This window comes from Curtobacterium sp. BRB10 (assembly GCF_031844325.1).
Classification (GTDB): Bacteria; Actinomycetota; Actinomycetes; order Actinomycetales; family Microbacteriaceae; genus Curtobacterium; species Curtobacterium poinsettiae_A.
In genome coordinates, this window is the sequence record NZ_JAUZVA010000003.1 from 463148 (window position 1) to 490068 (window position 26921).

29 protein-coding genes are annotated in these 26921 nt (G+C 70.9%); 3 read left to right on the forward strand and 26 right to left on the reverse strand.

Features of this window, described 5'->3' with window-relative positions; all coding sequences use genetic code 11:
* Nucleotides 1–5: 5 nt before the first annotated feature.
* Complete coding sequence (locus tag Q9R26_RS09015; protein WP_311227080.1) at nucleotides 6–1016, reverse strand: tetratricopeptide repeat protein; 1011 nt, start codon at nucleotides 1014–1016, stop codon at nucleotides 6–8.
* Nucleotides 1013–2755, reverse strand: coding sequence for a hypothetical protein (locus Q9R26_RS09020; RefSeq protein WP_311227081.1), 1743 nt, complete (start codon nucleotides 2753–2755; stop codon nucleotides 1013–1015). The genes Q9R26_RS09015 and Q9R26_RS09020 overlap by 4 nt, the downstream gene beginning before the upstream one ends.
* A 184-nt stretch (nucleotides 2756–2939) precedes the next feature.
* Here Q9R26_RS09020 and Q9R26_RS09025 point away from each other — a divergent pair, with 184 nt between their 5' ends.
* Complete coding sequence (locus tag Q9R26_RS09025) at nucleotides 2940–4781, forward strand: hypothetical protein (RefSeq protein WP_311227082.1); 1842 nt, start codon at nucleotides 2940–2942, stop codon at nucleotides 4779–4781.
* An 87-nt stretch (nucleotides 4782–4868) separates the two neighbouring features.
* Here Q9R26_RS09025 and Q9R26_RS09030 read toward each other — a convergent pair whose 3' ends face one another.
* The 10 genes from Q9R26_RS09030 to Q9R26_RS09075 all read right to left on the reverse strand — a co-directional run bounded on the left by Q9R26_RS09030 (nucleotide 4869) and on the right by Q9R26_RS09075 (nucleotide 13670).
* A complete protein-coding gene (locus tag Q9R26_RS09030) occupies nucleotides 4869–5618 on the reverse strand; it encodes an alpha/beta family hydrolase (RefSeq protein WP_311227083.1) in 750 nt (249 codons plus the stop codon).
* On the reverse strand, nucleotides 5615–5917 hold the full coding sequence (locus Q9R26_RS09035; RefSeq protein ID WP_111103455.1) for a hypothetical protein: 303 nt from the start codon (nucleotides 5915–5917) through the stop codon (nucleotides 5615–5617). Before Q9R26_RS09035 ends, Q9R26_RS09030 begins: the two co-directional genes overlap by 4 nt.
* Before the next feature lie 12 nt (nucleotides 5918–5929).
* Nucleotides 5930–6838, reverse strand: a complete 909-nt coding sequence (locus Q9R26_RS09040) for a transglycosylase SLT domain-containing protein (RefSeq protein ID WP_311227084.1) — start codon at nucleotides 6836–6838, stop codon at nucleotides 5930–5932.
* 147 nt (nucleotides 6839–6985) lie between these two features.
* Complete coding sequence (locus Q9R26_RS09045; RefSeq protein WP_071406375.1) at nucleotides 6986–7534, reverse strand: DivIVA domain-containing protein; 549 nt, start codon at nucleotides 7532–7534, stop codon at nucleotides 6986–6988.
* A gap of 77 nt (nucleotides 7535–7611) precedes the next feature.
* Nucleotides 7612–8622: a phosphatidate cytidylyltransferase gene (locus Q9R26_RS09050; RefSeq protein WP_259578144.1), complete on the reverse strand. Its 1011-nt coding sequence runs from the start codon at nucleotides 8620–8622 to the stop codon at nucleotides 7612–7614.
* On the reverse strand, nucleotides 8622–9176 hold the full coding sequence (gene frr, locus Q9R26_RS09055) for a ribosome recycling factor (RefSeq protein ID WP_182065613.1): 555 nt from the start codon (nucleotides 9174–9176) through the stop codon (nucleotides 8622–8624). Before frr ends, Q9R26_RS09050 begins: the two co-directional genes overlap by 1 nt.
* 47 nt (nucleotides 9177–9223) lie before the next feature.
* Nucleotides 9224–9943 (reverse strand): UMP kinase, encoded by a 720-nt coding sequence (gene pyrH, locus Q9R26_RS09060; protein WP_071406376.1) that lies wholly within the window; start codon nucleotides 9941–9943, stop codon nucleotides 9224–9226.
* Between the two features lie 127 nt (nucleotides 9944–10070).
* The gene (gene tsf / locus Q9R26_RS09065) at nucleotides 10071–10898 is read right to left on the reverse strand and encodes a translation elongation factor Ts (protein WP_027465873.1); all 828 of its coding nucleotides are present in this window, start codon (nucleotides 10896–10898) and stop codon (nucleotides 10071–10073) included.
* Between the two features lie 91 nt (nucleotides 10899–10989).
* Entirely contained in the window at nucleotides 10990–11907 is a 918-nt protein-coding gene (gene rpsB / locus Q9R26_RS09070; RefSeq protein ID WP_027465874.1) for a 30S ribosomal protein S2, read from the reverse strand.
* A 320-nt stretch (nucleotides 11908–12227) separates the two neighbouring features.
* On the reverse strand, nucleotides 12228–13670 hold the full coding sequence (locus Q9R26_RS09075; RefSeq protein WP_259362783.1) for a sugar porter family MFS transporter: 1443 nt from the start codon (nucleotides 13668–13670) through the stop codon (nucleotides 12228–12230).
* A 277-nt stretch (nucleotides 13671–13947) separates the two neighbouring features.
* Here Q9R26_RS09075 and Q9R26_RS09080 point away from each other — a divergent pair, with 277 nt between their 5' ends.
* Complete coding sequence (locus Q9R26_RS09080) at nucleotides 13948–14520, forward strand: M23 family metallopeptidase (RefSeq protein ID WP_311227085.1); 573 nt, start codon at nucleotides 13948–13950, stop codon at nucleotides 14518–14520.
* 33 nt (nucleotides 14521–14553) lie between these two features.
* Here Q9R26_RS09080 and Q9R26_RS09085 read toward each other — a convergent pair whose 3' ends face one another.
* The 9 genes from Q9R26_RS09085 to rplS all read right to left on the reverse strand — a co-directional run bounded on the left by Q9R26_RS09085 (nucleotide 14554) and on the right by rplS (nucleotide 21571).
* Nucleotides 14554–15486 (reverse strand): tyrosine recombinase XerC, encoded by a 933-nt coding sequence (locus Q9R26_RS09085; protein ID WP_311227086.1) that lies wholly within the window; start codon nucleotides 15484–15486, stop codon nucleotides 14554–14556.
* Between the two features lie 25 nt (nucleotides 15487–15511).
* Complete coding sequence (gene dprA / locus Q9R26_RS09090; RefSeq protein WP_311227087.1) at nucleotides 15512–16747, reverse strand: DNA-processing protein DprA; 1236 nt, start codon at nucleotides 16745–16747, stop codon at nucleotides 15512–15514.
* On the reverse strand, nucleotides 16747–18270 hold the full coding sequence (locus tag Q9R26_RS09095; RefSeq protein WP_311227088.1) for a YifB family Mg chelatase-like AAA ATPase: 1524 nt from the start codon (nucleotides 18268–18270) through the stop codon (nucleotides 16747–16749). Before Q9R26_RS09095 ends, dprA begins: the two co-directional genes overlap by 1 nt.
* On the reverse strand, nucleotides 18267–18644 hold the full coding sequence (locus tag Q9R26_RS09100; protein ID WP_311227089.1) for a YraN family protein: 378 nt from the start codon (nucleotides 18642–18644) through the stop codon (nucleotides 18267–18269). The genes Q9R26_RS09095 and Q9R26_RS09100 overlap by 4 nt, the downstream gene beginning before the upstream one ends.
* 163 nt (nucleotides 18645–18807) lie before the next feature.
* A complete protein-coding gene (locus Q9R26_RS09105) occupies nucleotides 18808–19158 on the reverse strand; it encodes an Lsr2 family protein (protein WP_017888250.1) in 351 nt (116 codons plus the stop codon).
* Between the two features lie 117 nt (nucleotides 19159–19275).
* Complete coding sequence (locus Q9R26_RS09110) at nucleotides 19276–19599, reverse strand: DUF2469 family protein (protein ID WP_017888251.1); 324 nt, start codon at nucleotides 19597–19599, stop codon at nucleotides 19276–19278.
* Between the two features lie 45 nt (nucleotides 19600–19644).
* The gene (locus Q9R26_RS09115) at nucleotides 19645–20352 is read right to left on the reverse strand and encodes a ribonuclease HII (protein WP_182065607.1); all 708 of its coding nucleotides are present in this window, start codon (nucleotides 20350–20352) and stop codon (nucleotides 19645–19647) included.
* Complete coding sequence (gene lepB, locus Q9R26_RS09120) at nucleotides 20349–21092, reverse strand: signal peptidase I (protein ID WP_182065606.1); 744 nt, start codon at nucleotides 21090–21092, stop codon at nucleotides 20349–20351. The genes Q9R26_RS09115 and lepB overlap by 4 nt, the downstream gene beginning before the upstream one ends.
* Nucleotides 21093–21214: 122 nt before the next feature.
* Complete coding sequence (rplS, locus tag Q9R26_RS09125; protein WP_017888254.1) at nucleotides 21215–21571, reverse strand: 50S ribosomal protein L19; 357 nt, start codon at nucleotides 21569–21571, stop codon at nucleotides 21215–21217.
* A 168-nt stretch (nucleotides 21572–21739) separates the two neighbouring features.
* Between rplS and map the strand changes: the two genes are divergently transcribed.
* Entirely contained in the window at nucleotides 21740–22531 is a 792-nt protein-coding gene (map, locus tag Q9R26_RS09130; RefSeq protein WP_311227090.1) for a type I methionyl aminopeptidase, read from the forward strand.
* Between the two features lie 169 nt (nucleotides 22532–22700).
* Here the strand turns inward: map and trmD are convergent, their stop codons facing one another.
* The 5 genes from trmD to Q9R26_RS09155 form a co-directional block, all read right to left on the reverse strand.
* Nucleotides 22701–23393 carry a tRNA (guanosine(37)-N1)-methyltransferase TrmD gene (gene trmD / locus Q9R26_RS09135; RefSeq protein ID WP_311227091.1) on the reverse strand — a complete coding sequence of 231 codons (693 nt, stop codon included), beginning with the start codon at nucleotides 23391–23393 and terminating at the stop codon, nucleotides 22701–22703.
* Between the two features lie 5 nt (nucleotides 23394–23398).
* Nucleotides 23399–23944 (reverse strand): ribosome maturation factor RimM, encoded by a 546-nt coding sequence (gene rimM, locus Q9R26_RS09140; RefSeq protein WP_171907871.1) that lies wholly within the window; start codon nucleotides 23942–23944, stop codon nucleotides 23399–23401.
* A 19-nt stretch (nucleotides 23945–23963) separates the two neighbouring features.
* Entirely contained in the window at nucleotides 23964–24200 is a 237-nt protein-coding gene (locus Q9R26_RS09145; protein ID WP_017888258.1) for an RNA-binding protein, read from the reverse strand.
* Nucleotides 24201–24203: 3 nt separating this feature from the next.
* Complete coding sequence (gene rpsP / locus Q9R26_RS09150) at nucleotides 24204–24617, reverse strand: 30S ribosomal protein S16 (RefSeq protein WP_027465884.1); 414 nt, start codon at nucleotides 24615–24617, stop codon at nucleotides 24204–24206.
* A 164-nt stretch (nucleotides 24618–24781) separates the two neighbouring features.
* Nucleotides 24782–26917, reverse strand: coding sequence for an FAD-dependent oxidoreductase (locus Q9R26_RS09155; RefSeq protein ID WP_311227092.1), 2136 nt, complete (start codon nucleotides 26915–26917; stop codon nucleotides 24782–24784).
* Between the last annotated feature and the right edge of the window lie 4 nt (nucleotides 26918–26921).

Genomic DNA, 26921 nt, shown 5'->3' on the forward strand with positions numbered 1-26921 from the left:
TGGGGTCAGTACAGGGCGTTCGCCAGACGGCGACGCGCCGCGACGACGCGCGGGTCCTCGCTGCCGATGAGCTCGAAGTACTCGACGAGCCGGACACGCAGGGCCTCACGGTCGTCCCCGAACACCGTCGGTACGAGGTCGAGCAGCCGCCCGAAGGCGTCGTCGACGTGCCCGCCCGAGATGTCGAGGTCGGCGACCGCCAGCTGTGCCTGGACGTCCTGCGGGCCGGCGGCTGCTGCCGCCCGGATCTCGTCGGCCGTCCGACCGTTGAGCCGGTCGAGCAGTGACACCTGCGCGAGCCCGGCCACGGCCATCTGGTCGTGCGGGTCCTGCAGGATGGCGGTCTTGTACTCCTCGATCGCGGTGGCGTAGTCGCCCCGCTCGATCGCGTCGTACGCGGCCTGGTGGTGCGGCGGGAGCGGCTCCGGCTCCGGCTCGCCCTGCTCGGCGTCAGCGGATGCGACTGCGCCGTCGACGGTCACGCGACCGGCCACGCCGTTCTGCTCGGCGGCCTGGAGCACCTGCTCGTAGACGTCACGGACCTGCGCCTCGGGCAGTGCCCCGACGAAGAGCCCGAGCGGGCGTCCGCCGATCACGGCGGCCACGGTCGGGATCGACTGCGCCTGGAACGCCTGCACGAGCTGCGGGTTCGTGTCGGCGTCCACCTTGGCGAGCACCACGCGGCCGTCGTACTCCGCGGTGAGCTGCTCGAGGATCGGCGAGAGCTGCTTGCACGGCCCGCACCACTCGGCCCAGATGTCCACGATGACCGGGACGACGTTCGACAGCTCCAGGACATCCTGGAACGTCGCGTCGGTGACGTCGATCACGAGCGACGGGACGGTCAGGTCGGCACCGTTCACGGTGCCGGCTTCCGTGCCGGGAGCGGCTCCGCTGGCGGAACCCGCCGGGGCCGGAGCACCGGACGGCTGGGGCGGCCGCTGTGCGCGGTCGACGAGCGACGACAGGTCCACGGCTCCGCGGAGCCCGGACGGGGTCGGGGGGATGTTGCTCATTGCACCTCACTTGCTGCGGTCAGGCCCTGTGTGAACCCGAGCAGGACCACTTTGCCATCCGAGGCGACCGGCGGCACGTAGAAGAGCAACTGGACGCTGTAGGTCGCGCTGATGCCCTTCTTGCTCGTGTCCACGCCGGACAGTGCCTTGACGGCACCCTCGGTGTTCACCTCGGCACCCGACGCGGTCGGGGTCACCTTCTCGATCTCGTCCAGGTCGGCGGAGACCAGGGCGCCGGCGTCGTCCGTCGCGATGGCGACGGCGGAGTCGGCGGGTGCCTCGGACGAGTACTCGATCTTCGCCGTGTCCGGCAGGGCCTTGGCCTTCTTGTCCTTGTACGCCTTGCCGATGGTGGTGCGGAGCGCGTCGCCCTCGGTCGCGAACAGGTCGGCGTACTCACTGGCGGTGTCCTTCGACAGGATGTCGCCGTAGGCGGTCGCGACCTGGTCGGGCTGGATCGTCAGGAGCTTCGACTCCGGCGCGAGCAGTGCTGCACCGATCGTCGTCGGGGCGAGGCTCGGGATCTTCGCGTCGGCCTCGAGCGAGACGTCGTACGCCACCTTGTACGGATCGCGGGCAGTGTCCTGCACCAGGGTCAGGGCCTGCGGTGCGGACTTGGCGTCACAGTCCTCGGCGACGATCGTGAAGACCGTGCGCGGCCAGGTGTCGGTCTGCTGCGGCAGCGCGACGCACACCTGCGCGGCCGAGATCGCCGGCGGTGCCTTGACGTCCGAGTCCTTGCCGCGGATCGAGTAGTTCGCCAGACGGAGATCGAGCGCCGCTCCGGAGAACCGGGTCCGGACCAGGTCGCGGTCGCGGGCCCCGTCGGCCTGCTCGGCGACGGCGGCGGTGCGCTGCACGATGCGGGTGATCTGCTGCTTGGTCGCAGCCGTCGGCTCCGTGGTCTCAGCAGCCCCCGTGGCGGTGGCCGTCGGGGTCGGCGTGGCGAGCGACGGGTCGCCACCCTGCGGCCAGTAGTCCGAGGAACAGCCGGCCAGGGTCAGGGCGCCGACGAGCAGCACCGGGACGCCGACGAGCGCACGCGTGCCGCGACGACCGCGGCGCGGCACCTGGGCTCCGGCGGCGGCTGCTCGACGGGACGCACGCACCCGCGGCGGGCGGCTGCCACCACTGCGACGGCGGGGACCGCGGCCACGGCGCTGGTGCAGGAAGGCGAGGACGAGCAGCACGAGACCTCCGAGGACGAACACGCCGCCGGCCACGAGCAGCGGACCGACCGCCGGCGTCGCGGTGTCCTGCGGCCAGGTGACGGACACGTCGCTCGGCGCTGCGGCCTCGCCGTCGCTCACGACGAGGACCGAGACGTCCTGCGGCAGGCGGACCGTGAACTGTCCGGCACCGTCGTACTCCTGGTACCAGAGGTCGCTGCCCTTCGGCGAGGGGACGCTGGTCTCGCTGCCCGAGGTCGACCCGACCAGCGCGCCCTTCTCGGCGTCGAAGCGGAGCGTGGTGTGCTCGGCGTCACCGATCCAGGCATCCACGTCGGCGGTCTTGCCGTAGGCCGCGAAGACCTTGCCGGAGCCGGACACGTTGATGCGCTGGTAGCCGGGGTTGGCGTTGAGCGTCGTCCCCGGGATCACGGTCACCGGGGCGGAACTGGTCGTCGAGCTCTCGGCCACGAGCGAGGACGGCGGCGCGAACACGGTCCGCTGTCCCACCGCCAGCGCCACGAGCAGCAGACCGATGACGAAACTGACGATCGCCAGGACGAATCGCACGAACTCTCTCCCTACCGCGCCGGGGTGGGGATGTCGGCGCGCGAATCAGCGATTCAGGATAGCGAGCAACGCTGGACAGCGCATCAATCCGCGCTGTCGCCGGACTCAGACGACCCGCTCCGGCCGCCACTACAATCGACCGCGGGCCGATCCAAGCCCTCCGCCGAGCACCCAGGAGCGACACGTGGCGAACGACGAGGCCGAGTTCGGGACCGAGCTGCGGGGGTACCGCCGCGACGAGGTGGAGCGTTCGCTGAACGACCTGCGCCGCGAGCTCATCAAGTCGAACAACGACCGCGCCGACGCCGCGAAGGAGATCCGTCTCCTGCAGGCCCGGGTCTCCGAACTGCAGGGCGAGCTCGACGAGGCCGGCACGCCCACGTACAGCGGACTGGGCACCCGCCTCGAGTCCACCCTGCGTGTGGCCGAGGAGCAGTCGACCCGGCTCATCAGCCAGGCGGACATCGACGCCCAGCGGCTCCGAGCCTCGAGCCGCGCCGAAGCCGAGCGCACCGTCCGCGAGGCCCAGGAGGAAGCGCGCGACACCCTCGAGGACGCCCGCACCCGCGCCACCAACGAACTGACCCGCGCCCGCGCCGAGGCAGCCGACACCGTCGAACGTGCCCGCGCCGAGGCCGGTCTGCTCACGCAGGACGCCCGCAACGAAGCCGCCTCGATCCGCGGGGCCGCCGTGACCGAGGCCGCCGAGGTCCGTTCCGTCGCCATCCGCGAGACGAACGCACTGCGCGCGCAGGTCGAGCACGAGGTCGCCGAGCTCCGCGAGATCGCCCAGCGCGAGTCCGCCGACGCCCGCACCGCCGCGGCCGAGCTCGACCGCGAGACCGAGCACCGCCGTTCCGTCTTCGAGGCCGACCACACCCGCCGCACCGAGGACCTCGACCGCGAGGAGACGACCCGGCGCGAGGCCCTCGAGCGCGAGGTCACCGAGGGCCGTGCCGCCTGGCACCGTGAGCGTGACGAGGAGCAGCAGGCACACGCCCTGGCACTCGAGACCGGTCGCGCCGAACTCGAGTCCAAGGTCACCCGCCGTCGCGCCGAGCTCGACACGGAGGTCGCGGACCGCCGCCGCGAGCTCGACGAGGAACTCGCCGCCGCCCGCGCCCAGTGGGACCGCGAACTGGCTGCAGCCCGCACCGCGCTCGAGCAGGAGATCGAGGCGGCCCACGCCCAGCTCCGTGTCGACGAGGAGCAGACCCGGGTCGAGAACGCGCGCCTGGTGCAGGAGACCGCCGACCGGATCGCCCGTGAGCTCGAGGAGCACGACGCCCGGATCGCGCAGGAGCGCGCCGAGGCCGACGCTGCAGCCGAGCGTGCGGTCCGGGAGCACGAGAACGCCATCGCCGCCCGACGCGAGCGTGAGCACGCCGAGGTCGACACCGAGATCGCCGACCGTCGCACTGCCGAGCTGGGGGTGCTCGAGGCCGAGCGCACCGCCCTGCGGCAGGAGATCGACACGGCCCGCGCCGCCCTGGTCAAGGAGCGTGACGAGGTGCGCGCCGAGATCGCCCGGGAGCGCGACGAAGCGCGCACGACGCTCGAGTCGGAACTCGCGTCCCGCCGCGACGACGCCGAGCAGGACTACCTGCGGAAGCACCACGAGACCGTGACCGAGACGCAGAAGTACCTGGACGAGGCCAACCTGCAGCTCGCCGAGGCCACCCGCCGCGCGACCGAGGCCCGCGAGCGCGCCGAACGCCTGCAGCAGGAGGCCGACGACCTCGAGCGCACCAGCACAGCCGAGGCCCAGGAGCACGCCCGCACCATCATCGCCGACGCGCAGGACCGCGTGCACCGGATGGTCGCCGACGCCGAGGAGCGCACCGCCGGCGTCATCGCCGAGGCCGAGGACCGCCTGGCGGCGATCCGCACCGAACGCGAAGCCGTCGCGGGCTACCTCGAGAACCTCCGCGGGGTCCTCACGAACGCCACGGGCCTGCTCGGCACGGCACCCGCCGCAGCGTCCGCTGCGGACGCTGACGACGACGTGGACGCGACCGACCGCTGACGGTCCACGGCCTGGAGGCGTGACCCGCGCCTCCAGGCCGTCCCACCTGGTGCAGGTGGCGGGCTGCAGGGCTTCGTGCGGACGTGGTCAGACGGGCCAGTTGGTCGGCAGCGGGGCGCTGCCCGGCACGACGAGGTCGGCAATCGCGTCGAGGACGATCCGCACGTACCGCTCTCCCACCCACAGGTGCTTCGCGCCGGCCACGGGCACGACCCGGACGTTCGGGGCGAGCGCGAACCGTGCCGCCGCGGCTTCGGGCTGCAGGAAGTCGTCGTGTTCCGGGACGAGCGCCACGACCGGGACACCGACGGCAGCCCAGCGGGCGAGCTCCTCGTCCGAGGTGCGGTGCAGCGGTGGCGACAGCAGGACGACGCCGGCGACCGTGCCGGCCTCGACGTGTTCGAGCGCGTGCTTGAGGATCACCTCGGTGCCGAAGGACCACCCCACCAGCCACGGCGTCGGCAGGCCGCGGTCGGCGACCTCGGCGACGGCCGCGCGCAGGTCGAAGCCCTCGGACACGCCCTCGCCGAAGGCACCCTCGGACGTGCCCCGGGGCGACGTGACGGACCGGAAGTTGAAGCGCAGCACCGCGATGTCGGCGAGGGCGGGCAACCGTGCGGCGGCCTTCTTGAGCACGTGCGAGTCCATGAACCCGTGCGCGGTCGGCAGCGGGTGGAGCGTGACGATGGCCCCGCGAGCCGGGGTGTCGGCAGGCTCGGCGAGCTCACCGACGAGCGTCAGGTGGTCGTCCGTGACGAGCTCGACCTCGGTGCGACGGGCCGGTAGCTCGGTGGCCGATCGGATCTCGGTGTCGTGCGTCACGTCACGCTCGGTCATGCGATGCTCCAGCAGTGGTTGTGCCAGTGCCGGCGCGACGCCAGGTCGGCAGCGTCACCGAGCACGCCGTCCGCACGCCAGACCACCACGTGGGCGGTGCCGGGCAGGACGGTTCCGCCGCACCCCGGGCAGATGTACTCCTTCTGCGCCGACGCGGCCGAGATCGGCTGCACCTGGTACTCGCGACCGTGGCGGACCTCGGTGCGCTTCCACGAGCTCATCAGCCGATCGAGGGTGGTCTCCTCGTCAGGCTCGACGTCGCGACCACGGGGACGCCGCGGTCGGTTGCTGCGCGGCACCCGAGCAGCCGATCAGTACCAGTTGTTGGCCTGGCTGTGCCCCCAGGCACCGCAGGGGGTGCCGTAGACGCCGGCGATGTAGTTGAGACCCCAGGTGATCTGCGTGGCCGGGTTGGTCTGCCAGTCGGCGCCGGCCGTGGCCATCTTGCTGCCGGGGAGGGCCTGCGGGATGCCGTACGCACCGCTGGGGTTGTAGGCGTTCACCCGCCAGCCGGACTCCTTGTTCCACAGCGAGACCAGGCAGTTGTACTGATCGGTGCCCCAGCCACGAGCCGTGACCTGCTGCAGGGCGATGGCCTGCGCGCTGCCCGGGTCGGGCGTCGCGGCGGTCGCGGCGAGCGTGTTGGCGGCGGAGACCGGCTGGGTCTCGGTGGCCGCAGCGTCCGCGCTGTCGTCGGTGGTCTCGGCGTCGGTGTCGGCCTCTTCGACGACGGGCTTGACGACCTTCGGGGCCGGGACGGTGACGTCGTAGCCGTCACGGTCGGCGGCGGCCACGGCGTAGGTGCCGTGCGCGGTGTACTGCTGCGGCGCCGGCGGCGTCTTCACGAGCACCGGGGTGTCGACTGCGGCCTGTGCCACGTCCGCCTGCAGCGGGTTGAACAGCGAGCCGCCGACGAAGAGGAACACGCCGACGAAAGACATCATCGGCGCGACCGCGCGCTTGCGGGTCGCAGCGTTCACCGACGAAGCGGCGGGCTTGCCGAGCTTCGGCGTCGCGCGGCGCTGCACCGTCGCGGTGCGCTGCTTCGCGGGACGCTGGTCGGCGTCGTTCAGGGCATCGTGGGCGAAGGAGGCCACACGCTCGTCGGAGACGCGGTTCGCCGCCACCGACTTCGGCATGGCGACCGGACCCGTCGCCGCGGGCGCTGCCTGCGGGGTCACCCCGAACGCCGACGTCTCCGTCGTGCGGGTTCGCTGCATTGCCGCGCGGCGCTCACCGGAAGCCTGGAGGCTGAGGTGCTCGCGGGTATCGCGGTCGGAGCTTGAGTCTGCCGTGTGCCTGCCCATGAGTAGGACCAGGGTAACGGAACGATCACGGAAAGCGAAGCACCTGGGGATAGCGCGTCGTCACCGGACAGCGAGCATCACTTCGACGACGGCGTCGAGCAGCGCATCGACCTGCGCCTCGCGGTACCCGCCGTGCTTCGGGCGGAAGACGATCGAGCGGACCTCGGTGAGGCTGAGCGGCTTGCCCTCGCGGAAGTACCCGGCCAGCCGGGCAGCGAACGCGTCGACGTCCTTCGGGTGGTACCCGGTGCCGAGCACGCTGACCCGGCTGAACCGTTGCCCGTCGGGCCGTTCGAGCCGCGCCACGACGTCGGAGGCCTTCGTCCGCGCCTCGGCGTACCAGGCCTTCTTGCCCACCTCGCTCATCTCCCGCTCGCGCTCGCGGGCCGCGAAGGCGTCCTCGAGTCGCTCGAGTGCGGCGTCGACGTGCGACGTGGAGTACCCGCCCTTGCGCATCGAGAACGCCGTGGCGCGGATCTTCGCGGCTTCGATGCCGGGGGCGCTGTCGTCGGCGGAGTACGCGCGCCGGGCGTCCTCGAGGAAACGCTCGACTTCGTCGACGTCGTAACCGAGGGCGGAACGGGCTGCGGTCGGGAAGGTGGTGGCCACGGCGTCATTCTGCCAGTCCCCCGCCATGGCACAACCTGGACGCGCTGAGTGGGGCGTTCAGCCCGGGACGGGCGCGGTCAGTGGTTGACGATCAGGTACAGCACGTAGGCGACCGCGGCGGACGGCAGGATGCTGTCGATGCGGTCGAGCAGGCCACCGTGTCCGGGCAGGAACGACGAGATGTCCTTGATGCCGAGGTCACGCTTGATCATCGACTCGGTCAGGTCGCCGAGCGTGGCCGAACCGGAGATGAGCACACCGAGCAGGACACCGGTCCACCAGGGCAGCCCGAGCATGAACACGGCCACCAGGATGCCGACGACGATGCTCGCCGCCACGGACCCGGCGAAGCCCTCCCACGTCTTCTTGGGACTGATGCGCGGAGCCATCGGGTGCTTGCCGAGGTTCAGCCCGGTGGCGTACGCGCCGGTGTCGACCGCGACGACGACGAGGATGAACGCGATCACCCAGAGGTTGCCGTCCGGCTGGGCGGAGAGCAGCACGACGCACGCGCCGAGCAGTGAGATGTAGGCCTGGACGAACAGCCCGTTCGTGAGGTCTCGGGCGACGTTGCCGGCCGGGGGCTTCTGCCGCGCGAGGGCGACCTCGACCAGTCGCCAGGCGCTGATCAGGACGATGCCGCCGAGCAGGGTGAACAGCGCCGCCACCTGCCCGAGCAGGAACGCCGCCGGCACGATCGCGATCGCCACGGCGACGCTGGGGATCCGCGGGACGTCGCGCCCGGCGAACCGCATCGCACTCGTCAGCTCGTAGACGCCGACCCCGAGCAGGAACGCCGCGACCACCATGAAGGAGGGCGTGAACAGGAGCAGCGTGCCGAGCATCACGACCGCGAACGCGAGCGCGATGCCGATCGCCGCCGGCAGGTTGCGCCCGGTCCGCGCGGTCAGCGCTTCGTTGCGCGCGCCGAAGTCGGCCTTCCGCTGGCGGAGCTGCGCCTCGAAGTCGGTGCGCGCCGCTCGTGCACGCGCATCGAAGTCTTGACGGAGCCCCTTCTTCACGGGCCCGCTCGACGCGGGCCCGTGCTCTGCTGTGGGGCGGTCCTCGCCCTGGTCGGAGCGACGCATCAGACCTCGAGGAGTTCGGCTTCCTTCTTCTTCAGCGCGTCGTCGATCTGGTCGACGTGCTTCTTCGTCAGGGCCTCGAGGTCCTTGTCGCCACGCGAGATCTCGTCGTCGGAGATCTCACCCTTGAGCGCGTCGAGGTCGTCCTTGGCCTTGCGGCGGATGTTCCGGATGACGACCTTGTGGTCCTCGCCCTTCGTCCGCACGAGCTTCACGAACTCCTTGCGGCGGTCCTTGGTGAGCTCCGGGATCGTCACTCGGACGATGTCGCCGTCGTTCGTCGGGCTGGCGCCGAGGTTCGGGAACGTCGCGATGGAACGTTCGATCTCCTTGAGCGCCGACTTGTCGTACGGCGTGACGATGAGCGTGCGGGCCTCGGGCGTCTGCAGGGACGCGAGCTGCGCGAGCGGCGTCGGCGTGCCGTAGTAGTCGACCGGGATCTTCTGGAAGAGCGCGGCGTTGATCCGGCCGGTACGGACGGTCGAGAAGTCGTCCTTGGCGACCTCCACGGCCTTCGCCATCTTCTCGGTGGCTTCGGTCAGGACATCACTGATCACGGTGTGACTCCTTCGGTACTGGCGTCGAGTCTAGTCAGCGCCGGGGGTCAGTTGCTGACGACGGTGCCGATGCGCTCGCCACGGATCGCGGCCTGGACGTTGCCGTCGCCCTCCATGCCGAAGACGTGCATCGGCATGCCGTTGTCCATGCAGAGCGAGAACGCGGTGGCGTCGACGACCTTGAGGCCCTTCAACAGCGCGTCCTGGTAGGTCACGTGGTGCAGCTTCTCAGCGGTGGCGTCCTTCTTCGGGTCGGCGGTGTACACGCCGTCGACGCCGTTCTTGGCGACGAGGACCTCGTCCGCCTTGATCTCGAGCGCACGCTGCGCCGCCACCGTGTCGGTGGAGAAGTACGGCAGTCCGGCACCGGCGCCGAAGATGACGACCCGGCCCTTCTCGAGGTGCCGCTCGGCGCGCCGCGGGATGTACGGCTCGGCGACCTGGGTCATCGCGATGGCGGACTGCACCCGGGTTGCAGCTCCCGCCTGCTCGAGGAAGTCCTGCAGCGCGAGAGCGTTCATCACCGTGCCGAGCATGCCCATGTAGTCGGCGCGCCCGCGGTCCATGCCGCGCTGCGAGAGCTCGGCTCCGCGGAAGAAGTTGCCACCGCCGACGACGATCGCGATCTCGACCTCGCGCGCGGCGACGGCGATCTCCTTGGCGATGGTGCCGATCACGTCGGGGTTCACCCCGAGGGAGCCGGCGCCGAACGCCTCTCCCGACAGCTTCAGCAGAACGCGGCGTCGTCCGGTCTTCTCGTCGGTCATCTGGTCCGCACCCTTCGTCGTGGTCTCGTGGAAATGTACTCGCGGATGTGTCGCGCGCGTGTCGTGCCGGCGCGCGCGAAAAACGGGGCCAGGAACCTGGTTGGTTCCTGACCCCGTCACGGGTTCGTTACGCGCCGACCTTGACGCGGGCGAAGCCCTGGATCGTGATGCCGGCGTTCTCGGCGGCCTTCGCGACGGAGATCTTGTTGTCCTTCGCGTAGTCCTGGTCGAGGAGCGACACCTGCTTGATGTAGGCGTTCACCCGGCCCTCGACGATCTTCGGGAGCGCAGCCTCGGGCTTGCCCTCTTCGCGCGTGATCGCCTCGACGGTCGCACGCTCCTTCTCGATGGCCTCGGCCGGGACCTCGTCGCGGGTCAGGTACGTCGGGTTCGCGAACGCGACGTGCTGTGCGATCGAACGTGCCTCGGCGGCGTTGTCACCCTCGTACGCGATGACGACGGCGATCTGCGGCGGCAGGTCCTGGCTGGTCTTGTGCAGGTAGATCTCGAAGGCCGAGCCCTCGACGCGGCGGACCGTGCGGACCTCGAGCTTCTCGCCCAGCGCAGCAGCCGACTCGTTGACGACCTCGAGGACGGTCTTGCCGTCCAGCGGTGCGGCGTTGGCGGCGGCGACGTCGGCGGCACCGGCAGCGGCGACCGCGCCCAGCACCTTGTCGGCGAGGGTCGTGAACTTCTCGTTCTTCGCGACGAAGTCGGTCTCGCTCGCGAGCTCGACGACCGTGGCGGCGCCGTTCTCGGAGGTCGCGACGACGACGCCTTCAGAGGTGGCACGGTCGTCGCGCTTGGCGACGGCCTTCGCACCCTTGATGCGGAGCAGCTCGACGGCCTTGTCGTAGTCGCCGTCGGCCTCGACGAGCGCGTTCTTCGCGTCCATCATGCCGGCGCCGAGGTCCTCGCGGAGCTTCTTCACGTCAGCAGCGGTGAAGTTTGCCATTGACTGGAGTCCTTTCTGGACTGTACGTGTGTGGAGAGTGGTGTGCAGTCGGGGGGGCCGGCCCCGGGGGGGGGCCGGGCGCCCCGGCGACTCACTCGGCGGGGGTGGTCTCCGCGGCTGCCTCGGCCTCGGCCGTCGGCTCCGCGTTCTTCGCCTCGTCGGCGATCGGCTCGCCGATCTCCTTCGCGGCGACCTGCGCGTCGGCATCGTTCTCCTCGACCGGGGCGGCGGGCGCCTCGGTCGTGGCGGCGGTCTCGCCACCGAGGAGCTCCTGCTCCCACTCGGCGAGGGGCTCGCTGGCCTCGTCCTCGTCGCCGCCGTTGTGGCGGGTCTTCAGGCCCTCGGCCGCGGCGTCGGCGACGATGCGGGTCAGGAGGCCGACGGAGCGGATCGCGTCGTCGTTGCCCGGGATCGGGTACGTGATCTCGTCGGGGTCGCAGTTGGTGTCGAGGATGCCGATGATCGGGATACCGAGCTTCTGCGCCTCGTCGACGGCGAGGTGCTCCTTCTTGGTGTCGACGATCCAGAGCGCGCTCGGGGTCCGCGTGAGGTTGCGGATACCACCGAGGGTCTTGTGGAGCTTGTCCAGCTCGCGCTTCTTGATGAGGAGCTCCTTCTTGGTGAAGCCCTTCGTCGTGTCGTCGAAGTCGATCTCCTCGAGCTCCTTCATGCGCGCGAGGCGCTTGGAGACCGTCTGGAAGTTCGTGAGCAGACCGCCGAGCCAACGCTGGTTGACGTACGGCTGGCCGACGCGGGTCGCCTGCTCGGCGATGGAGCCCTGGGCCTGCTTCTTGGTGCCCACGAAGAGGATCGTGCCACCGTGCGCGACCGTCTCCTTGACGAAGTCGTACGCGCGGTCGATGAAGGCCAGCGACTGCTGCAGGTCGATGATGTGGATGCCCGAGCGCTCGGCGAGGATGAAGCGCTTCACCTTCGGGTTCCACCGACGGGTCTGGTGTCCGAAGTGGACGCCGCTGTCGAGCAGCTGGCGGATGGTGACGACGGCCATGTGCCGTCCTCCTTCTGTGTTCTCGGCGCGCAGCCGTGCTCTCGCACGTCGCTGCGGACCTGTTGCGGTTGTGTCGATCACGACCGTCGGTCGTGGTCCCTGGTGTCCTGGCACGCGACCGCCTGCTCGTGAGAGCAGGACCGGTGGTCGGGTACCGAGCCCGTGAGGGCTTGGTGGACACGCGAAGTCAGCGCGCGTCAGCACGCTGCTGGATAGATGCTAACAGAACGGAGGCCCGGATCACGCGCGCCTCGCGGCTGACGTGGTCCGGGCCTCCTGACCGGTGATCCGTGCGGAACGGACGCGGTGCGACCGGCCGATCAGGCCTTGGCGTCCACCGTGTCGCCGTCGGCGGAGATGCCCATCTCCTCGAGCGAGCGGCCCTTGGTCTCCGGGATCTTGGCGATGACGAAGAACAGCGACAGCAGCGCGAACAGCGCGTAGATGCCGTACGTGACCGTCAGGTTGAAGCCCGAGAGCACCGGGAACGAGATCGTCACGATGAAGTTCGCGATCCAGTTGGCGGCCGAGCCGACGCCCAGCGCCGTGGCGCGGATGCGGTTCGGGAACATCTCGCCGAGCAGGACCCACATGAGCGGACCCCACGTCGCGCCGAAGGACACCACGAAGAGGTTCGCGAAGACCAGCGCGATGACGCCCCACGAGCCGGGGAGGCTCGGGCTGCCGTCGACGATCGTCGCCTGCGAGAACGCGATGGCGACCATGGTGAGCGAGACGAACATGCCCGCGGAACCGGCGACGAGCAGCGGCTTGCGGCCGACCTTGTCGACCAGGAAGATCGCCACGAAGGTGACGGCGACGTTGACCACCGAGGTGATCGTGGAGATGAGGAACGAGTCCTCCTCCTTGAAGCCGACGGCCTGCCAGAGCGTCGTCGAGTAGTAGAAGATCACGTTGATGCCGACGAACTGCTGCAGCACGGCCAGGATGATGCCCACCCAGACGATCGGCTGGAGCCCGAAGCGGTTGCCCCGGATGGAGCCCTTCTTCTCGTTGGCTTCCTTCTTGATGCCGTCCTGGATCTCCTCGAGGCTCGTGTTCACGGTGTCGCGCGGGACGATCTTGCCCATCACGACGCGCGCATCGTCAGCACGGCCCTTGGTGAGCAGGTAGCGCGGGGACTCCGGCAGCGTGATCGCCAGGACGCCGTAGACGACCGAGGGGATCACCCCGACCAGGAACATCCAGCGCCAGGCGGCCAGACCCCAGACCTCGGCCGAGGCGCTGCCCGCGGTGACGGCGAAGAGCTGGTCGGACAGGAGCGCGGCGAAGATACCGAGCGTGATCGCCAGCTGCTGGAACGAGGCCAGCCGCCCGCGGATCGCCTTCGGGGACACCTCGGAGATGTACGCCGGTGCGATGACCGAAGCGGTACCGATGCCGAGACCGCCGACGAGACGCCAGATCACGAGGTCCCACGTCGCGAACGCGAACGCCGAACCGATCGACGAGACGAAGAACAGCACGGCGGCCCAGAACATGATCCGGGTGCGGCCGTAGCGGTCGGCGAGGCGGCCGGCGAAGTAGGCGCCGAACGCGCAGCCGATCAGGGCCGATGCGACCGCGAAACCGCTGGCCGCGTCGGAGAGGTCGAACTCGCCCTTGATCGCGTCGACGGCGCCGTTGATGACGGACGAGTCGAAGCCGAACAGGAAGCCACCGACCGCCGCCGCGATGGCGAACAGGGTGACCTTCCCCTTGAACGCACGGTCTTCGCCGTGCCCGGTGGTCGTGGTGGACACGATGCTCCTGGGTTCTGCCGCCGTGCAGTTGTGCAGCACGGTGCCCCGGCGGTCGGCTGGTTCGCCGTCCGAGCGGCGTTGCGTGTTCCGGAGCGGCCCCGACTGTACTCCTCGCTCGGGATCTGGTCATAACCGGGGCGCGGTCGGGACGGCGTGCGGTCGGTGCTGTCGCATCCGTCGCCGTCTTCTCCCTCCCCAGGCCTGGAGGCGCGACTCCCCCCTCCACGGATCGCCCCCGCCCGCATCGGGGCCGGGTTCCGCCGCCCAGGCTGGGGAGATGCGATCGAGCGCACGTCCCGTCCTGCTGTCCGTGGTGTGCGCGGCGGTGCTGAGCGGGACGGTGCTGAGCGGAACCGTGGTGTTCGTTGCTGCGTCGTCGACCGGAGCCGGGTCGTCCGCGGACGCTGCGACCGATCGGGGCCGGGTCGAGGCTCGCTGGGTCTGGCCCACCGGATCGCGGGTGGTCGAGCGCGCGTGGGAGGCACCGTCCTCGGACTACGGCGCCGGCCACCGGGGCCTCGACGTCCCGAGCGCCCTCGGCAGCACTGCCTCGGCGGTGGACGACGGCACCGTGGCGTTCGCCGGCGCGGTCGGCGGCCGCACCGTCGTGACGATCGACCACGGCGACGGGCTGGTCAGCACGCTCGACTCGGTGACGCCCCTGGTGGCCGCCGGTGACGAGGTCGTGCGGGGCGCGCCGGTCGGCCGCGTCTCGGTCGGGCACTGTCCGGCGTCGGCGCCGTGCCTGCATCTGGGTGCTCGCGTGGACGGTCACTACGTCGATCCGATGGCGTACCTTCCACCAGCCGAGTGGCCGGTGCTGTTGCCCAAGTCGGCCTGGCCCGGGTGAGCGGAGCCGACCGGGACGTACATCGGCGCACCGTCAGGCGCGCGGGTGTGCCGTCCGGTAGACCTCGCGCAGCCGGGCCGACGACACGTGCGTGTAGATCTGCGTCGTGCCGAGGCTGGCGTGTCCGAGGAGTTCCTGCACCGCGCGCAGGTCCGCTCCCCCGTCGAGCAGGTGCGTCGCCGCGGTGTGCCGGAAGGTGTGCGGCCCGCTCGGCCCCTCGCCCGGCAGGTCACCGAGCAACCGCGCCACCACGCGGTAGGCGCTGCGGACGCCGAGTCGCGTGCCACGGTCGCCGAGGAACAGCGCCGTGCCTGCCGGTCCCTCGGCCCGTGCGGCGAGGGCGGGCCGTCCGCGCTCGAGCCACGCCTCGAGTGCCTCCCGCGCCGGCACCCCGAACGGCACCACGCGTTCCTTGCCGCCCTTGCCGAGCACCCGCACGGTCAGGCGTCCCCGATCGACGTCGGTCACGTCGATGCCGACGAGCTCGCTGACCCGGATGGCCGCCGCGTACAGGAGCTCGACCAGGGCCAGGTCCCGCAGCGCCGTCGGGTCGTCCGTCGCCGCTCGGGCACCGAGCCCGTCGAGCAGGGCGCGCACCTGGTCGGCCGACACCACGCGGGGAAGGTGTGCCCCACCCTTCGGGGCCCGGAGCCGGACCCCGGCGTCCGTCGCGGTCGCCCCGGTCTCGCTCGCCCAACGCGTGAACGCCCGCACGGACGAGGACCGCCGAGCGATGGTCGACCGGGCGAGCCCCCGGTGGTCGGCATCCCACAGCCAGTCACGCAGGAGCTCGAGCTCGACGTCGGCGACGCGGTCGACCCCTCGGGCGTCCGCGAACGCCACGAGCTGCTCGAGATCGTTGGCGTACGCGCGGAGGGTCTGCTCGCTGAGGCCCCGCGCGTGCCGGGCGTGCCCGAGGAAGGCGTCCACCGCCACCACGAGTCGACCGTCCGTCCGAGCAACCACGACGTCAGCGTACGGCTGCCGACCGTCATGCCCGACCCCACCCGCCGCCGCTCGCGACGACGAGTCCCTGCAGCTGCGCCAGCGCGAGCGCGTCGGCGACGTCGGACGTCGACATCCCGGCCCGGCGGGCGATCTCCGCCTCGGGCAGGGCGCGACGACCGAGCGCGTCGAGCACCCGGAGCACATCGGGGTCCTGCCGACCGGACAGGAGCGGTTCGTCCGGCACCGCTCCCCCGCTCATCCCGGTCGCCGGTCTCGTCGCCGCGACCGGATCGCCGGGGTGCACGACGATCTGCGCCCGCCCCTGTGCGATGAGTCGATGGCACCCGACCGATGCCGAGGACGCGAATGCACCCGGGACCGCGAACACCGGGCGACCGAGCTGCGCGGCGTGGTGGGCCGTGTTGAGCGCGCCGGACCGGGCGCCGGCCTCGACCACGACCGTGACGTCGGCGAGCGCGGCGATCAGCCGGTTCCGGGCGAGGAAACGCCACCGCGTCGGTCGCGTCCCCGGTGCGGACTCGGCGAGCAACGCCCCCTGCCGCGCCACGTTCTGGAGCAGCTGTGCGTTCCCCGCCGGGTAGAGCTGATCGATTCCACCGGCCAGGACGGCGACCGTGGGCGTCCCGGCGGCGAAGGCGACACGGTGCGCCACCGCGTCGATGCCGTAGGCACCCCCGCTCACGATGCAGACTCCCGCGTCCGCCGCCGTCGAGGTGATCTCCGCCGCGGCCTCAGCACCCGCCACCGTGTTCGCCCGGGACCCCACGACACTCAACGCCGACATCCCGTCGCCGAGGCGTGCACCCGAGCTGCGCGTCCAGAGGACCACCGGCGCGTGCGGCCCGAGGTCGTCCATCGCCGACGGCCACCCGTCGCTCTCGGGGACCAGGAGTCCGGCACCGACAGCACCGGCCGCTGCGAGCACGTCGCCCACCTCGACAGCGGCCAATCGGGGCCGCCAGCGTTCCACCGCGGTCTGCAGCACACCGAGCAGCACCGCGGGGTCCTCGGCACCCGGCACCTCGGCGTCGACGCAACATCCCAGCAGCGAATCGAAGTCCCCGTCCGCCGCGAGCAGCACCGTACCGAGCGCGCGCTCGGGTCCGAGGCCGCTGAGGAGCTCTCCGGCGACGGAGTCCCCCGGTTCGACGATGGCCGACCAGGCGACGCGGGCCGCGGCCTGCACCGGGTCCACCGCGGCGCCGCTGGGCCCGAGCAGGCGCGCCACGGTGTCGAGGAGCTCCGTGCCCGCCGGCATCACAGCGCGCTCCGCAGGGCAAGGGCACCGCGGACGTGCGCACCCGTGGGCCGCTCCACCGCGTCGAGGTCGGCCAGCGTCCACGCCAGTCGCATCACGCGGTCCCAGCCGCGCATCGTCAGGGTGCCGAGGTCGAGTGCGCGGTCGAGGTCTGCCGTCGACCCGGGTTCGATGCGCCCCTCGGCCCGGAGCCACGTCCCGGTGACCTCGGCGTTGCGCGTCCATCCCGTCCCCTGCAGTCGCTCCGCCATCCGGGCGCGGGCTGCCGCGACCGCGGCACGCGCGACCGCCGTGGTCGGGGTGTTGCCGTCCGCGTCCCGCATCCGGCCCGTCGTCACCCGGGGCACCAGTACCCGGATGTCCATCCGGTCCAGCAGCGGCCCCGACATCCGGCCGAGGTACCGGCGGACGATGCTCGGGGAGCACTCGCACGGTTGCCCGTGCGCACCACCGGCATTGCCGCACGGGCAGGGGTTCGCCGCCAGGACGACCTGGCATCGTGCGGGGAACTCGGCCGCTCCCGCCGCACGGTGGATCGTGATCCGCCCGGACTCGAGCGGTTGCCGGAGCGCGTCGAGCACGGCCCGTGGGAACTCCGGTGCCTCGTCGAGGAACAGGATGCCCCCGGTGGCGCGCGACACGGCTCCGGGGCGCAGGACCCCGGATCCGCCGCCGATGAGCGACACCGCCGATGCGGAGTGGTGCGGGGCTTCCCACGGTGGCTTCGTGCTCCACGACGCGGGGCCCAGCCCGGCGACGGACCGGACCGCGGCCACCTCGAGCGCGGTCTCGTCGTCGAGGTCGGGCAGCAACCCGGGCAGCCGTTCGGCGAGCATGGTCTTGCCGGCGCCCGGCGGCCCGAGCAGGAGTGCGTGGTGTCCACCGGCCGCCGCCGCGATGAGCGCTCGGACGCCGACCAGGTTCCCCACGACGTCCGACAGCTCGGCCACGGGACGCGGCACAGCCGTGACCGGAACCGGCAGCACCGGATCGACCTCGACCGTCGGCAGGAGCGCCCCGGCGTCGATCGCCGCCGCACGCAACGAGTCCACGCCACGGATCCGGACCCCGCTGACCACACGGGCCTCGGTCAGGTTGCCGACGGGCAGGACGACACGGTCCACACCGGCGTCGCGCGCGGCGATCAGCATCGGGATCACGCCGGGGACCGGACGCACCCGCCCGTCGAGGCCGAGCTCGCCGATGTAGACGATGCGCTCCGAGACGTCCGGCGCGAGACCGGCACCGGCGAGCACGGCCATCGCGATGGCGAGGTCGAACCCCGAACCGCGTTTCGGGATCGCCGCCGGGGTCAGGTTCACGGTGATCCGGCGGGCGGGCAGCGGACACCCCGCGTTCGCCGCCGCGGATCGCACGCGTTCCCGTGCCTCACCCAGCGAGGTGTCGGGCAGACCGATGATGCTGAACGTCGGGAGCTGACTGGTCAGGTGCGCTTCGACCTCGATGCGCCGACCGGTGACACCGAGGAGCGCGACCGCGGCAGCCCGCCCGATGCCGGTCACAGCACACCTGCCAGGTGCTCGACGACGGTGCGGGGACCGTCGACGTGGACCGCGATGACGTCCACCCGGACGGCGCGCGCCGAGGTCTCGCGGTGCGCGTCGAACCACTCGGGCACGAGTCGCCGCATCCGGCTGAGCTTGGTCGCCGTGATCGCCTCGAACGGGTGACCGGTCGCGGCGCCGGAACGGGTCTTCACCTCGATGAAGGCGAGCGTGCAGGAATCCCACGCGACGATGTCGATCTCACCACGGGCACATCGCCAGTTCCGCTCGAGCACACGGAATCCCCGTGCTTCGAGCCAGGCCACCGCTCGTTCTTCACCGAATCGTCCGAGTCGGCCGTTCCGGAGCGACCGCCCCGGTGCGCGTTGCACGTCGTGTTCCATGTCGTTGCCTCCACGACAACGATCTCCGGAACGAACACCCCGATCGGCGGATGCGGAGAGTCTGTGGAATCAGTGCGGGCCAATTGCTCCTGTGGAGGAAAGAAGAAGGACCCGGGCGATCGAGATCACCCAGGTCCTGCTGCAACGAGCGTCAGTGCGCTGCTGCGTAAGCTTCCTGCACCTGCGTCGAGATGCGGCCGCGGGACGAGACTTCGTACCCGTTCTCCTTGGCCCACTCGCGGATCTTGCCGAGTTCTTCCGAGTTGCCGCGCTTGGGGGCGGACTTCGGGGCGGAACCGCCGCCGGTGCGACGACCGGAGACCTTGCGCGCTGCGGCGATGTAGTCGGAGATCGCCTCGCGGAACTTGTCGACGTTGTCGTTCGACAGGTCGATCTCGTACGACGAGCCGTCGAACGCGAATTCGACCGTCCGGCCTTCACCGGTGGTGATGGGGGAATCGTCGAGGTCGTCGACGAGCTGGACGGTGACCTTCTGTGCCATGGGGTGCTCCTGTTCGTGGGGCGGTTATTTCCCCATCAGAATAGCGCCAACAATTCTCCGCCGTTCCGGATCAGCGGCGATTCATCGAGAAAGAAGCAGGAGAAAGGAAATTGACGATCACTCGTCGAGTGCGAGTTCCTTCGGCAGTTCGAGTTCCCGCGTCGTGAGTTCCTCGACGTTCACGTCCTTGAACGTGAGTACCCGGACACCCTTGACGAACCGGTCGGAACGGTAGACGTCCCAGACCCAGACGTCGTTCATCGTCAGTTCGAAGTAGAAGTCGTGCTCCGTGTCACGGCGCACGAGTTCGACCTCGTTCGCCAGGTAGAAACGGCGCTCCGTCTCGACCACGTAACGGAACTGCGACACCACGTCGCGGTACTCGCGGTACAGGGCCAGCTCGACCTCGCGGTCGTAGTCGTCGAATTCGTCCTCATCCATTGCGCCCACAGTCTACGGCGACGGAGGCCCGTGCGGACGACCGGCTCAACCGGCGACGGCGTCGAGTTCGTCGAACCCGTCCAGTGCGACGCTCGAGGCCTGGTGCAACCACGACTTGCGGTGCAGCGCGTGCGCCCCGATCGCCCGGATCGCGTCGTAGTGCGCCGTCGACCCGTAGCCCTTGTTCGACACCCACCCGTAGTGCGGAGCCTCGTCGTGCGCGGAGATCATGAGCGCGTCACGAGCGACCTTGGCCACCACGGACGCCGCAGCCACCGAGGCACAGTCGCGGTCGGCCTTGATCCGGACGACGACCTCGAGCGGATCTGCGGCCGGACGGAGCGACGCGGGCAGAGCGCGGCTCAGCCAGTCGAACGAGCCGTCGAGCACCACCACCGCACCGTCGAGGGACACCCCGTCGGCGACCAGGGAGCCGAGCGCCTGCGCACCGGCAGCACCGAGGGCGGGGACGATGCCCTGCTGGTCGACGAAGTCCGCCGAGGCCATGCCGACCGCCGTGCGTGCCCATCGCTGCACGACGGGCACGAGGTCGGTGCGGCGCGCTTCGGAGAGCAGCTTCGAGTCCGCGAGCCCCTGGGGCACTCGGCCGATGTCGAGCGTCACCGCGGCCACCCCGACGCCGACCGGACCGGCGATGGCGCCACGGCCGACCTCGTCCATGCCGATGACCGTCACGCGGCCCTCGGCGAGCAGACGCTTCTCGACCCGGAGCGACGGACGGACGGCGGTCACTCGTCGCGCTCCTCCACGCCGGCGAACACCTCGGGATGGTCGTCGAGCCATGTCCAGCGGCTCGCCGGCCACGAGATGACGAACGCGCGGCCCGTGACGTCGGACATCGGGACGAAGCCCTTCGACGGTGTGTCCCCGTTGTACCGGGAGTCCTTCGAGTCGTTCCGGTTGTCGCCCATCACCCAGATGGTGCCCTTCGGCACGGTGACCGAGAAGTCGGTCGCCGAGGCCGGAGCGCCGGCAGGCAGTTTCAGGTACGGCTCCTTGATCGGCACACCGTTCACCGACATCTGCCCGAGGTCGTTGCAGCAGGACACCTTGTCACCGGGCAGACCGATGACGCGCTTGATCAGGTGGTCGTCGCTGTCACCGGTGCCGAGACCGACCTGGGTCAGTGCCCAGTCGATGGCCTTCGCGGGCTGGGTGTCCGGCGTGACGCTCGGCACCTCGGACCCGGTGAGCCACCCGCCCGGGTCCTTGAACACGACGACGTCTCCCCGCTTCAGCGCCACGGCGCCGGGGACGAGCTCGTTGACGATCACCCTGTCGTTGATCTGGAGCGTGTTCTCCATCGACGCCGACGGGATGTAGAACGACCGGATCAGGAACGTCTTGACCAGGAACGACACGAGCAGTGCGGCGATGAAGATGATGACGAGGTCACGAAGGAATGTGAGGACTCCGTTCCGTTGCTTCTCGGCACGTGGCCTGCGCCCGGGATCCTCTGTCGTGTCCGTCATTTCCGCTCTCGTTCGAACCACTGTCTCCCCGCAATGGGAAGAGCCCCCCGTCGATGCACAACCGTACATGGACGAGGGGCTCGCAGCGGCGTCCGGCTCGCGGACGTTCACTGTGAAGGCGATCAGGCGTCGCGCTTCTCCTTGATCTTGCGGCGGGCCGCCTTGCCGCGGAGCTCGCGCAGGTAGTAGAGCTTCGCACGACGGACGTCACCCTTGGTGACGATCTCGATGTGGTCGATGATCGGCGAGTGCACCGGGAACCAGCGCTCGACGCCGACCTGGAAGCTCACCTTGCGGACCTTGAAGGTCTCGCCGATGCCGTGGCCCTGACGGCCGATGACGACTCCCTGGAAGACCTGGATACGCGAGCGCGTGCCTTCGATGATGTTGACGTGCACCTTGATGGTGTCGCCGGGACGGAAGTCCGGGACGTCGGTACGCAGCGATGCTGCGTCGACGTTGTCGAGGAGCTGGCTCATGGTGGGTTTCACTCTCTGCGGACGCGCACGGGTCGCCGCGGATCGAAGGTTCGGAAAGTGGTGGTGCGTGCCCGGTGTCGGCGACTCCCCCGTGGCAGAGTCCAGCCAGGGCACAGCGATCCATACTGCCACAGAGAGCGCGGGAGACAAAACGACGAGGATGGTCCCATGATCGAACTCCGCACCCCCGCCGAGCTGGACGGACTGCGCGTCGCCGGCCGGTTCGTGGCCGACGTCCTCGACGAGCTGCTCGAGACCGTCGACGTCGGCGTCAACCTCCTCGACCTCGACCGCGTCGCGGCCCGGATGATCGCCGAACGCGGGGCGGAGAGCTGCTACGTCGACTACCACCCGTCGTTCGGCATGTCGCCGTTCGGCAAGAACCTCTGCACCTCGGTCAACGACGCCGCCCTGCACGGCCTGCCACACGACCACACCCTGCAGAACGGCGACCTCGTGAGCCTGGACTTCGCCGCGAGCGTCGACGGCTGGGTCGCGGACTCCGCGGTCAGCGTCCAGGTCGGGACGCCGCGCGACGAGGACCAGGCGCTGATCGCCACGGTCGAACGGGCACTGGCCGCCGGCATCGCCCAGGCGACTCCCGGCAACAAGCTCGGCGACGTCTCGCACGCCATCGGTCGCGTCGCACACGAGGCCGGCCACGAGGTGAACCTGCAGTTCGGCGGACACGGCGTCGGTCGCACCATGCACGGGGACCCGCACGTGCCGAACGACGGCCGTCCGGGTCGTGGCCTGAAGCTCCGGCCGGGACTGGTCGTCGCGATCGAGCCGTGGCTCATGCAGACCACCGACGAGCTCTACCAGGACGACGACGGCTGGACGCTGCGCAGCGTCGACGGCTCGCGTGCCGCGCACGTCGAGCACACGGTCGCGGTCACCGCGGCCGGCCCCGAGGTCCTGACCCTGCGTCGCGCCCAGCGCGCCGACCCGACCGCGTGACGGACTGGAGGCACGGTGCGGGCCCGCTCCGCGCCTCCAGTCCGTCACGCTTCGTCCCCACCCCACGGACGCGACAGATCTCGCGGCCCGCGGACCGTCACAACAGCGAAAGCGACAGATCTCCGCGGATGTTCCGCGGAGATCTGTCGCTTTCGCGAGACCGGCGAGGCTACTCGTCGGGCAGCAGGTCCGGACGGACGCGCCGCGTCCGCTCCAGCTGCTGCTCGTACCGCCAGGCACCGACGCGGGCGTGGTGCCCGCTGAGCAGGACGTCGGGGACGTCGAGGCCGCGCCACGACGCGGGCTTGGTGTACGAGGGGTACTCGAGCAGGCCGTCCTCGTGGGACTCCTCGACCAGCGACTCGGGGTTGCCGACGACGCCGGGGACGAGTCGTCCGACGGCCTCGATCATCGCCATCGCGGCGACCTCGCCGCCGTTCAGCACGTAGTCGCCGAGCGAGAGCTCGACGACGGTGGCCCGCGACGACGCCCATTCGAAGACGCGGGCGTCGATTCCCTCGTACCGCCCGCAGGCGAACACGAGGTGCTCCGACGTCGACGCGAGCGACCGCGCGATCGACTGCGTGAAGGGCGTGCCGGCCGGCGTCGGGACCACCAGGGTGGACGAGCCGTCGGGGCGGAAGAGCGCTTCGAGCGCCTGCGCCCACGGCTCCGGCTTCATCACCATGCCGGCGCCCCCGCCGTACGGGGTGTCGTCGACGGTGCGGTGCCGGTCGGTGGTCCAGGACCGTAGGTCGTGCACGTGCAGATCGAGCAGACCGCCGGAGCGGGCCTTGCCCAGCAGGGACACGTCGAGCACGGAGAAGAACTCCGGGAAGATCGTGACGATGTCGATCCGCACGGGGACTAGTCCGTGACCGTCTCGGGGCGCGAGGTGTCCTCGGGGTCCTCGAACAGCCCCTGCGGCGGCGTGACCGTGACGGTGCCGGCCGCGATGTCGACCGCCGGCACGATGGCCGAGACGAACGGCACGAGGACCTCGCCGCGGGACGGCGTGTCGATCGCGAGGAGGTCCTGAGCGGGCATGTGGTCCACGCGGGCGACCGTACCGACCTCGACGCCGTCACGCAGGACCTTGAGCCCGACGAGCTGGTGGTCGTACCAGGCGTCGTCCTCACCGGTCTCGGCGTCGGCGTCCTGCTCGACCCAGAGGATGATGCGCGCCAGGGACTCGGCCGCGGTCCGGTCGTCGATCCCGGCGAAGAACGCGACGGGGTGACCGTTGTACCAGCGGAGTTCGTCCAGCTCGAGGGTCTTGCCCGACCACGGTGAGTCGTCGGGGACCTGGAGCGTGAAGGTGGCGCCCGGGGTGAACCGACGATCCGGGTCGTCGGTGTAGAGCTCGAGCTTGATGCCGCCCTTGAGCCCGTGCGCCTTCGTGATTCGACCCACCCGGAGCTGGGTCGTCTCCCTAGGAATCGGTGTCCACCACGTCGACCCGCACGCGCTTGCCGTCGGCCAGGGCCGTGACGAGCGTGCGGAGCGCCTTGGCGGTGCGCCCGGCGCGACCGATCACGCGGCCGAGGTCCTCGGGGTGCACGCGCACCTCGAGGACCTCGCCGCGTGGGGAGGTGGAGCTGGCGACGCGCACGTCGTCAGGGTGATCGACGATCCCCTTGACGAGGTGCGTCAGCGCGGATTCGAGCAAGGACTACGCCTCGGTCGTCTCGTCGGCGGTCTCGGCGTCGTCGGCCTTGGCGGCGGGCGCCGTCTTCTCCGACTTCGGCTTGAGGACGGCCTTCTTCGAGGAGTCGACCTGGAAGGCCGGCTTCGGCTCGGCGACCTTGACCTTGGACTCGGTGTCCTTCTCGCCCTTGAACTTGGCCCAGTCGCCGGTCAGCTTGAGGAGGGCCGCGACCTGCTCGGTCGGCTGCGCGCCGACGCCGAGCCAGTAGAGCGCACGCTCGGACTCGATCTTGATGACCGAGGGCTCCTCGGTCGGGTGGTACTGACCGATCTCCTCGAGGACACGACCATCGCGCTTGGTGCGCGAGTCGGCGACGACGATGCGGTAGTAGGGCGCACGGATCTTACCGAGACGCTTCAGACGGATCTTGACAGCCACAATTGCTCCTGTTTGCTTTCGTTGTGGTTGAACTGGAACCGCGGGCGTGGGGGCACACACGGCGAAAGCTCGAGAGAGATCGCTCACAGCTGGATAGAGGGTCGAGCTGCGGCGATTCGACCGTTCATTCTTGCAGATTCCCGGCCGTGATGCGAGCCGACTCGCTACGGCGCGAGGCGCCGCACCGCTTCGAGGGCCTCGGACGTCGCCCGGACCGCGTCGACGCTCCGTGCGTCACGCGCGCCGCCGACGACGGCGTACGGTACGCCGGCGGCCTGGAGGCCCGTGGCGAGTCCGTCGGGCGCGTCGCCCTCGGCGTCGCTCGCGCGCTCCTGCCCGGCGCAGACCACGACGCTGTCCGCCGGGACGCCGACCTCGTCCCCGTGCTCGTCGCGGATCCAGAGCACCCCGGGTTCGATGCGCAGGTACTCCTGCACGCCGCCGACCATCCGCACCCCGGCGTCCCGCAGCCGGCCGATCGCGACCCAGCGCGAGGTGATGCCGATCCCCTGCCCGAACTTGCCCGAACGCCGGAGCACCGTCACCTGCGACCCCGGCCGGGTGGTGCGCTGCGCCGCGGGGAGCCGCTGCGGCACGCCGCCGATGAGCTCCTCGGACACGTCGAGGTCCCAGCGGGCCGCGAACTCCGCGGCCCGGACGACCTCGTCGGGCGACTCGGTCAGGAACGCCGCGGTGTCCACGCCGATGCCACCGCCGCCGATGATCGCGACGGTGCCCTCGGGGACCCCTTGGCGGAGTGCCTGCTCGTAGGACAGCACGTGCGGCAGGTCGCTGCCGGGGACGTCGATGCTCCGCGGGACCACCCCGGCCGCGAGCACGACGGCGTCGCTGTCGACGAGGTCCGCAGCCGTGGCCGGGCGTCCGAGGTGGATCGTGGCGCCCCGCTCCGTGAGCTCGGCACGGGCGGACCGCACCGTGGCGGCGTAGTCCTCCTTGCCCGGGACGAGTGCGGCGAGGCCGAACTGGCCGCCGAGGCGGTCGGAGGCCTCCCAGACGGTGACGTCGTGGCCCCGTCGGGCGGCGTCCACCGCGGCGGCGAGTCCGGCCGGTCCGCCACCGACGACGTCGACGCGCTTCGGGTCCGCGGTCGGCCGCGCGGGGAAGACCACCTCGCGGGCGGCACGGGGGTTCACGAGGCACGACACCGGTGCGCCGATGATCGAGCGGTCGAGGCACGCCTGGTTGCAGCCGATGCAGGTGTTCACGAGGGCGAACCCGCCCGCGAGCGAGCGCGACACGATCGCGGGGTCGGCGAGGAACGGCCGGGCGAGGGCGACGGCGTCGATCAGGCCGTCGCTGAGGACGGCCTCGCCGTCGCGCAGGTCCGTCATCCGGTTCGAGGCGATCACGCGGACGTCCGGGTGCGCGGACGAGCGCACCACCGCGGCGACCCGTGCCGCGTACGCCAGCCACGCCCCGTGCGGCACCGAGGCCTGCACGGTCGGGGTGCGGGACTCGTGCCAGCCGATGCCGACCGAGATGCCGTCGAGTCCGAGCGGCAGCAGGTCGTGCACGAGCGCGTCGACCTCGTCGTCGGTCGACGAGCCGGGCATCAGGTCGGCACCGGACAGCCGGATCGTCACGGCGAGCTCGGGCACCGCGGCGCGCACGGCTCGGACGACCTCGATCGCGAAGCGCCGACGCCGTTCCGCATCGCCGCCCCACTCGTCGTCGCGCAGGTTCGTCAGCGGCGACTGGAACTGGTTGATCAGGTACCCCTCGGACGCCATGATCTCGACGCCGTCGAACCCGATCGCGCGAGCGGTGCGGGCCGCGGCGGCGAAGTCCTCGATGGTCCGCTCGACCTCGGCCGACGTCAGCTCGGTCGGCACCACCCCGCGGGCGGCCGCCCACGGCAGGGCCGAGGGCGCCACGACGCGCTGCGGGTCACCGTGCCGGTCGACCATGCCCGACGCGAGCGCGTACCGCCCGGCGTGGAACAGCTGCGCGAGGATCGTCCCGCCCTCGTCGTGCACGGCGTCGACCGCCACCCGGAACCGCTCGTCGGCTCCCCCGACGTCGAACACCGCGAAGTCCGGACCGCCGCGGGCCTCGTCGTTCACCGCGATGCCGCCGGTGATGATGCACGCCACCCCGCCGGCCGCCCGTTCGCGGTAGAAGGCGGCCATGCCGGCTCCGCCGTCGTCGTGCACCTCGAGCCCGGTGTGCATCGACCCCATCACCACCCGGTTCGCCAGGTGCAGGGGGCCGAGGGTCCAGGGTGACGCGACGGTCCGGAGGGACTCCGGCACGACGGGGGCGGAAGCGACGCTGCTCATGCGC

Bases quoted from the DNA above. Each gene is read 5' to 3' on its own strand.
- Q9R26_RS09050 (WP_259578144.1), bottom strand. From the start codon at position 8,622: ATGCGTCGCTCCGACCAGGGCGAGGACCGCCCCACAGCAGAGCACGGG.
- pyrH (WP_071406376.1), bottom strand. From the start codon at position 9,943: ATGACCGACGAGAAGACCGGACGACGCCGCGTTCTGCTGAAGCTGTCG.
- Q9R26_RS09080 (WP_311227085.1), top strand. From the start codon at position 13,948: ATGCGATCGAGCGCACGTCCCGTCCTGCTGTCCGTGGTGTGCGCGGCG.
- Q9R26_RS09155 (WP_311227092.1), bottom strand. From the start codon at position 26,917: ATGAGCAGCGTCGCTTCCGCCCCCGTCGTGCCGGAGTCCCTCCGGACC.
- dprA (WP_311227087.1), bottom strand. From the start codon at position 16,747: ATGCCGGCGGGCACGGAGCTCCTCGACACCGTGGCGCGCCTGCTCGGG.
- rpsB (WP_027465874.1), bottom strand. From the start codon at position 11,907: ATGGCCGTCGTCACCATCCGCCAGCTGCTCGACAGCGGCGTCCACTTC.
- map (WP_311227090.1), top strand. From the start codon at position 21,740: ATGATCGAACTCCGCACCCCCGCCGAGCTGGACGGACTGCGCGTCGCC.
- rplS (WP_017888254.1), bottom strand. From the start codon at position 21,571: ATGAGCCAGCTCCTCGACAACGTCGACGCAGCATCGCTGCGTACCGAC.
- lepB (WP_182065606.1), bottom strand. From the start codon at position 21,092: ATGACGGACACGACAGAGGATCCCGGGCGCAGGCCACGTGCCGAGAAG.
- Q9R26_RS09110 (WP_017888251.1), bottom strand. From the start codon at position 19,599: ATGGATGAGGACGAATTCGACGACTACGACCGCGAGGTCGAGCTGGCC.
- tsf (WP_027465873.1), bottom strand. From the start codon at position 10,898: ATGGCAAACTTCACCGCTGCTGACGTGAAGAAGCTCCGCGAGGACCTC.
- Q9R26_RS09105 (WP_017888250.1), bottom strand. From the start codon at position 19,158: ATGGCACAGAAGGTCACCGTCCAGCTCGTCGACGACCTCGACGATTCC.
- Q9R26_RS09040 (WP_311227084.1), bottom strand. From the start codon at position 6,838: ATGCAGCGAACCCGCACGACGGAGACGTCGGCGTTCGGGGTGACCCCG.
- Q9R26_RS09015 (WP_311227080.1), bottom strand. From the start codon at position 1,016: ATGAGCAACATCCCCCCGACCCCGTCCGGGCTCCGCGGAGCCGTGGAC.
- Q9R26_RS09030 (WP_311227083.1), bottom strand. From the start codon at position 5,618: ATGACCGAGCGTGACGTGACGCACGACACCGAGATCCGATCGGCCACC.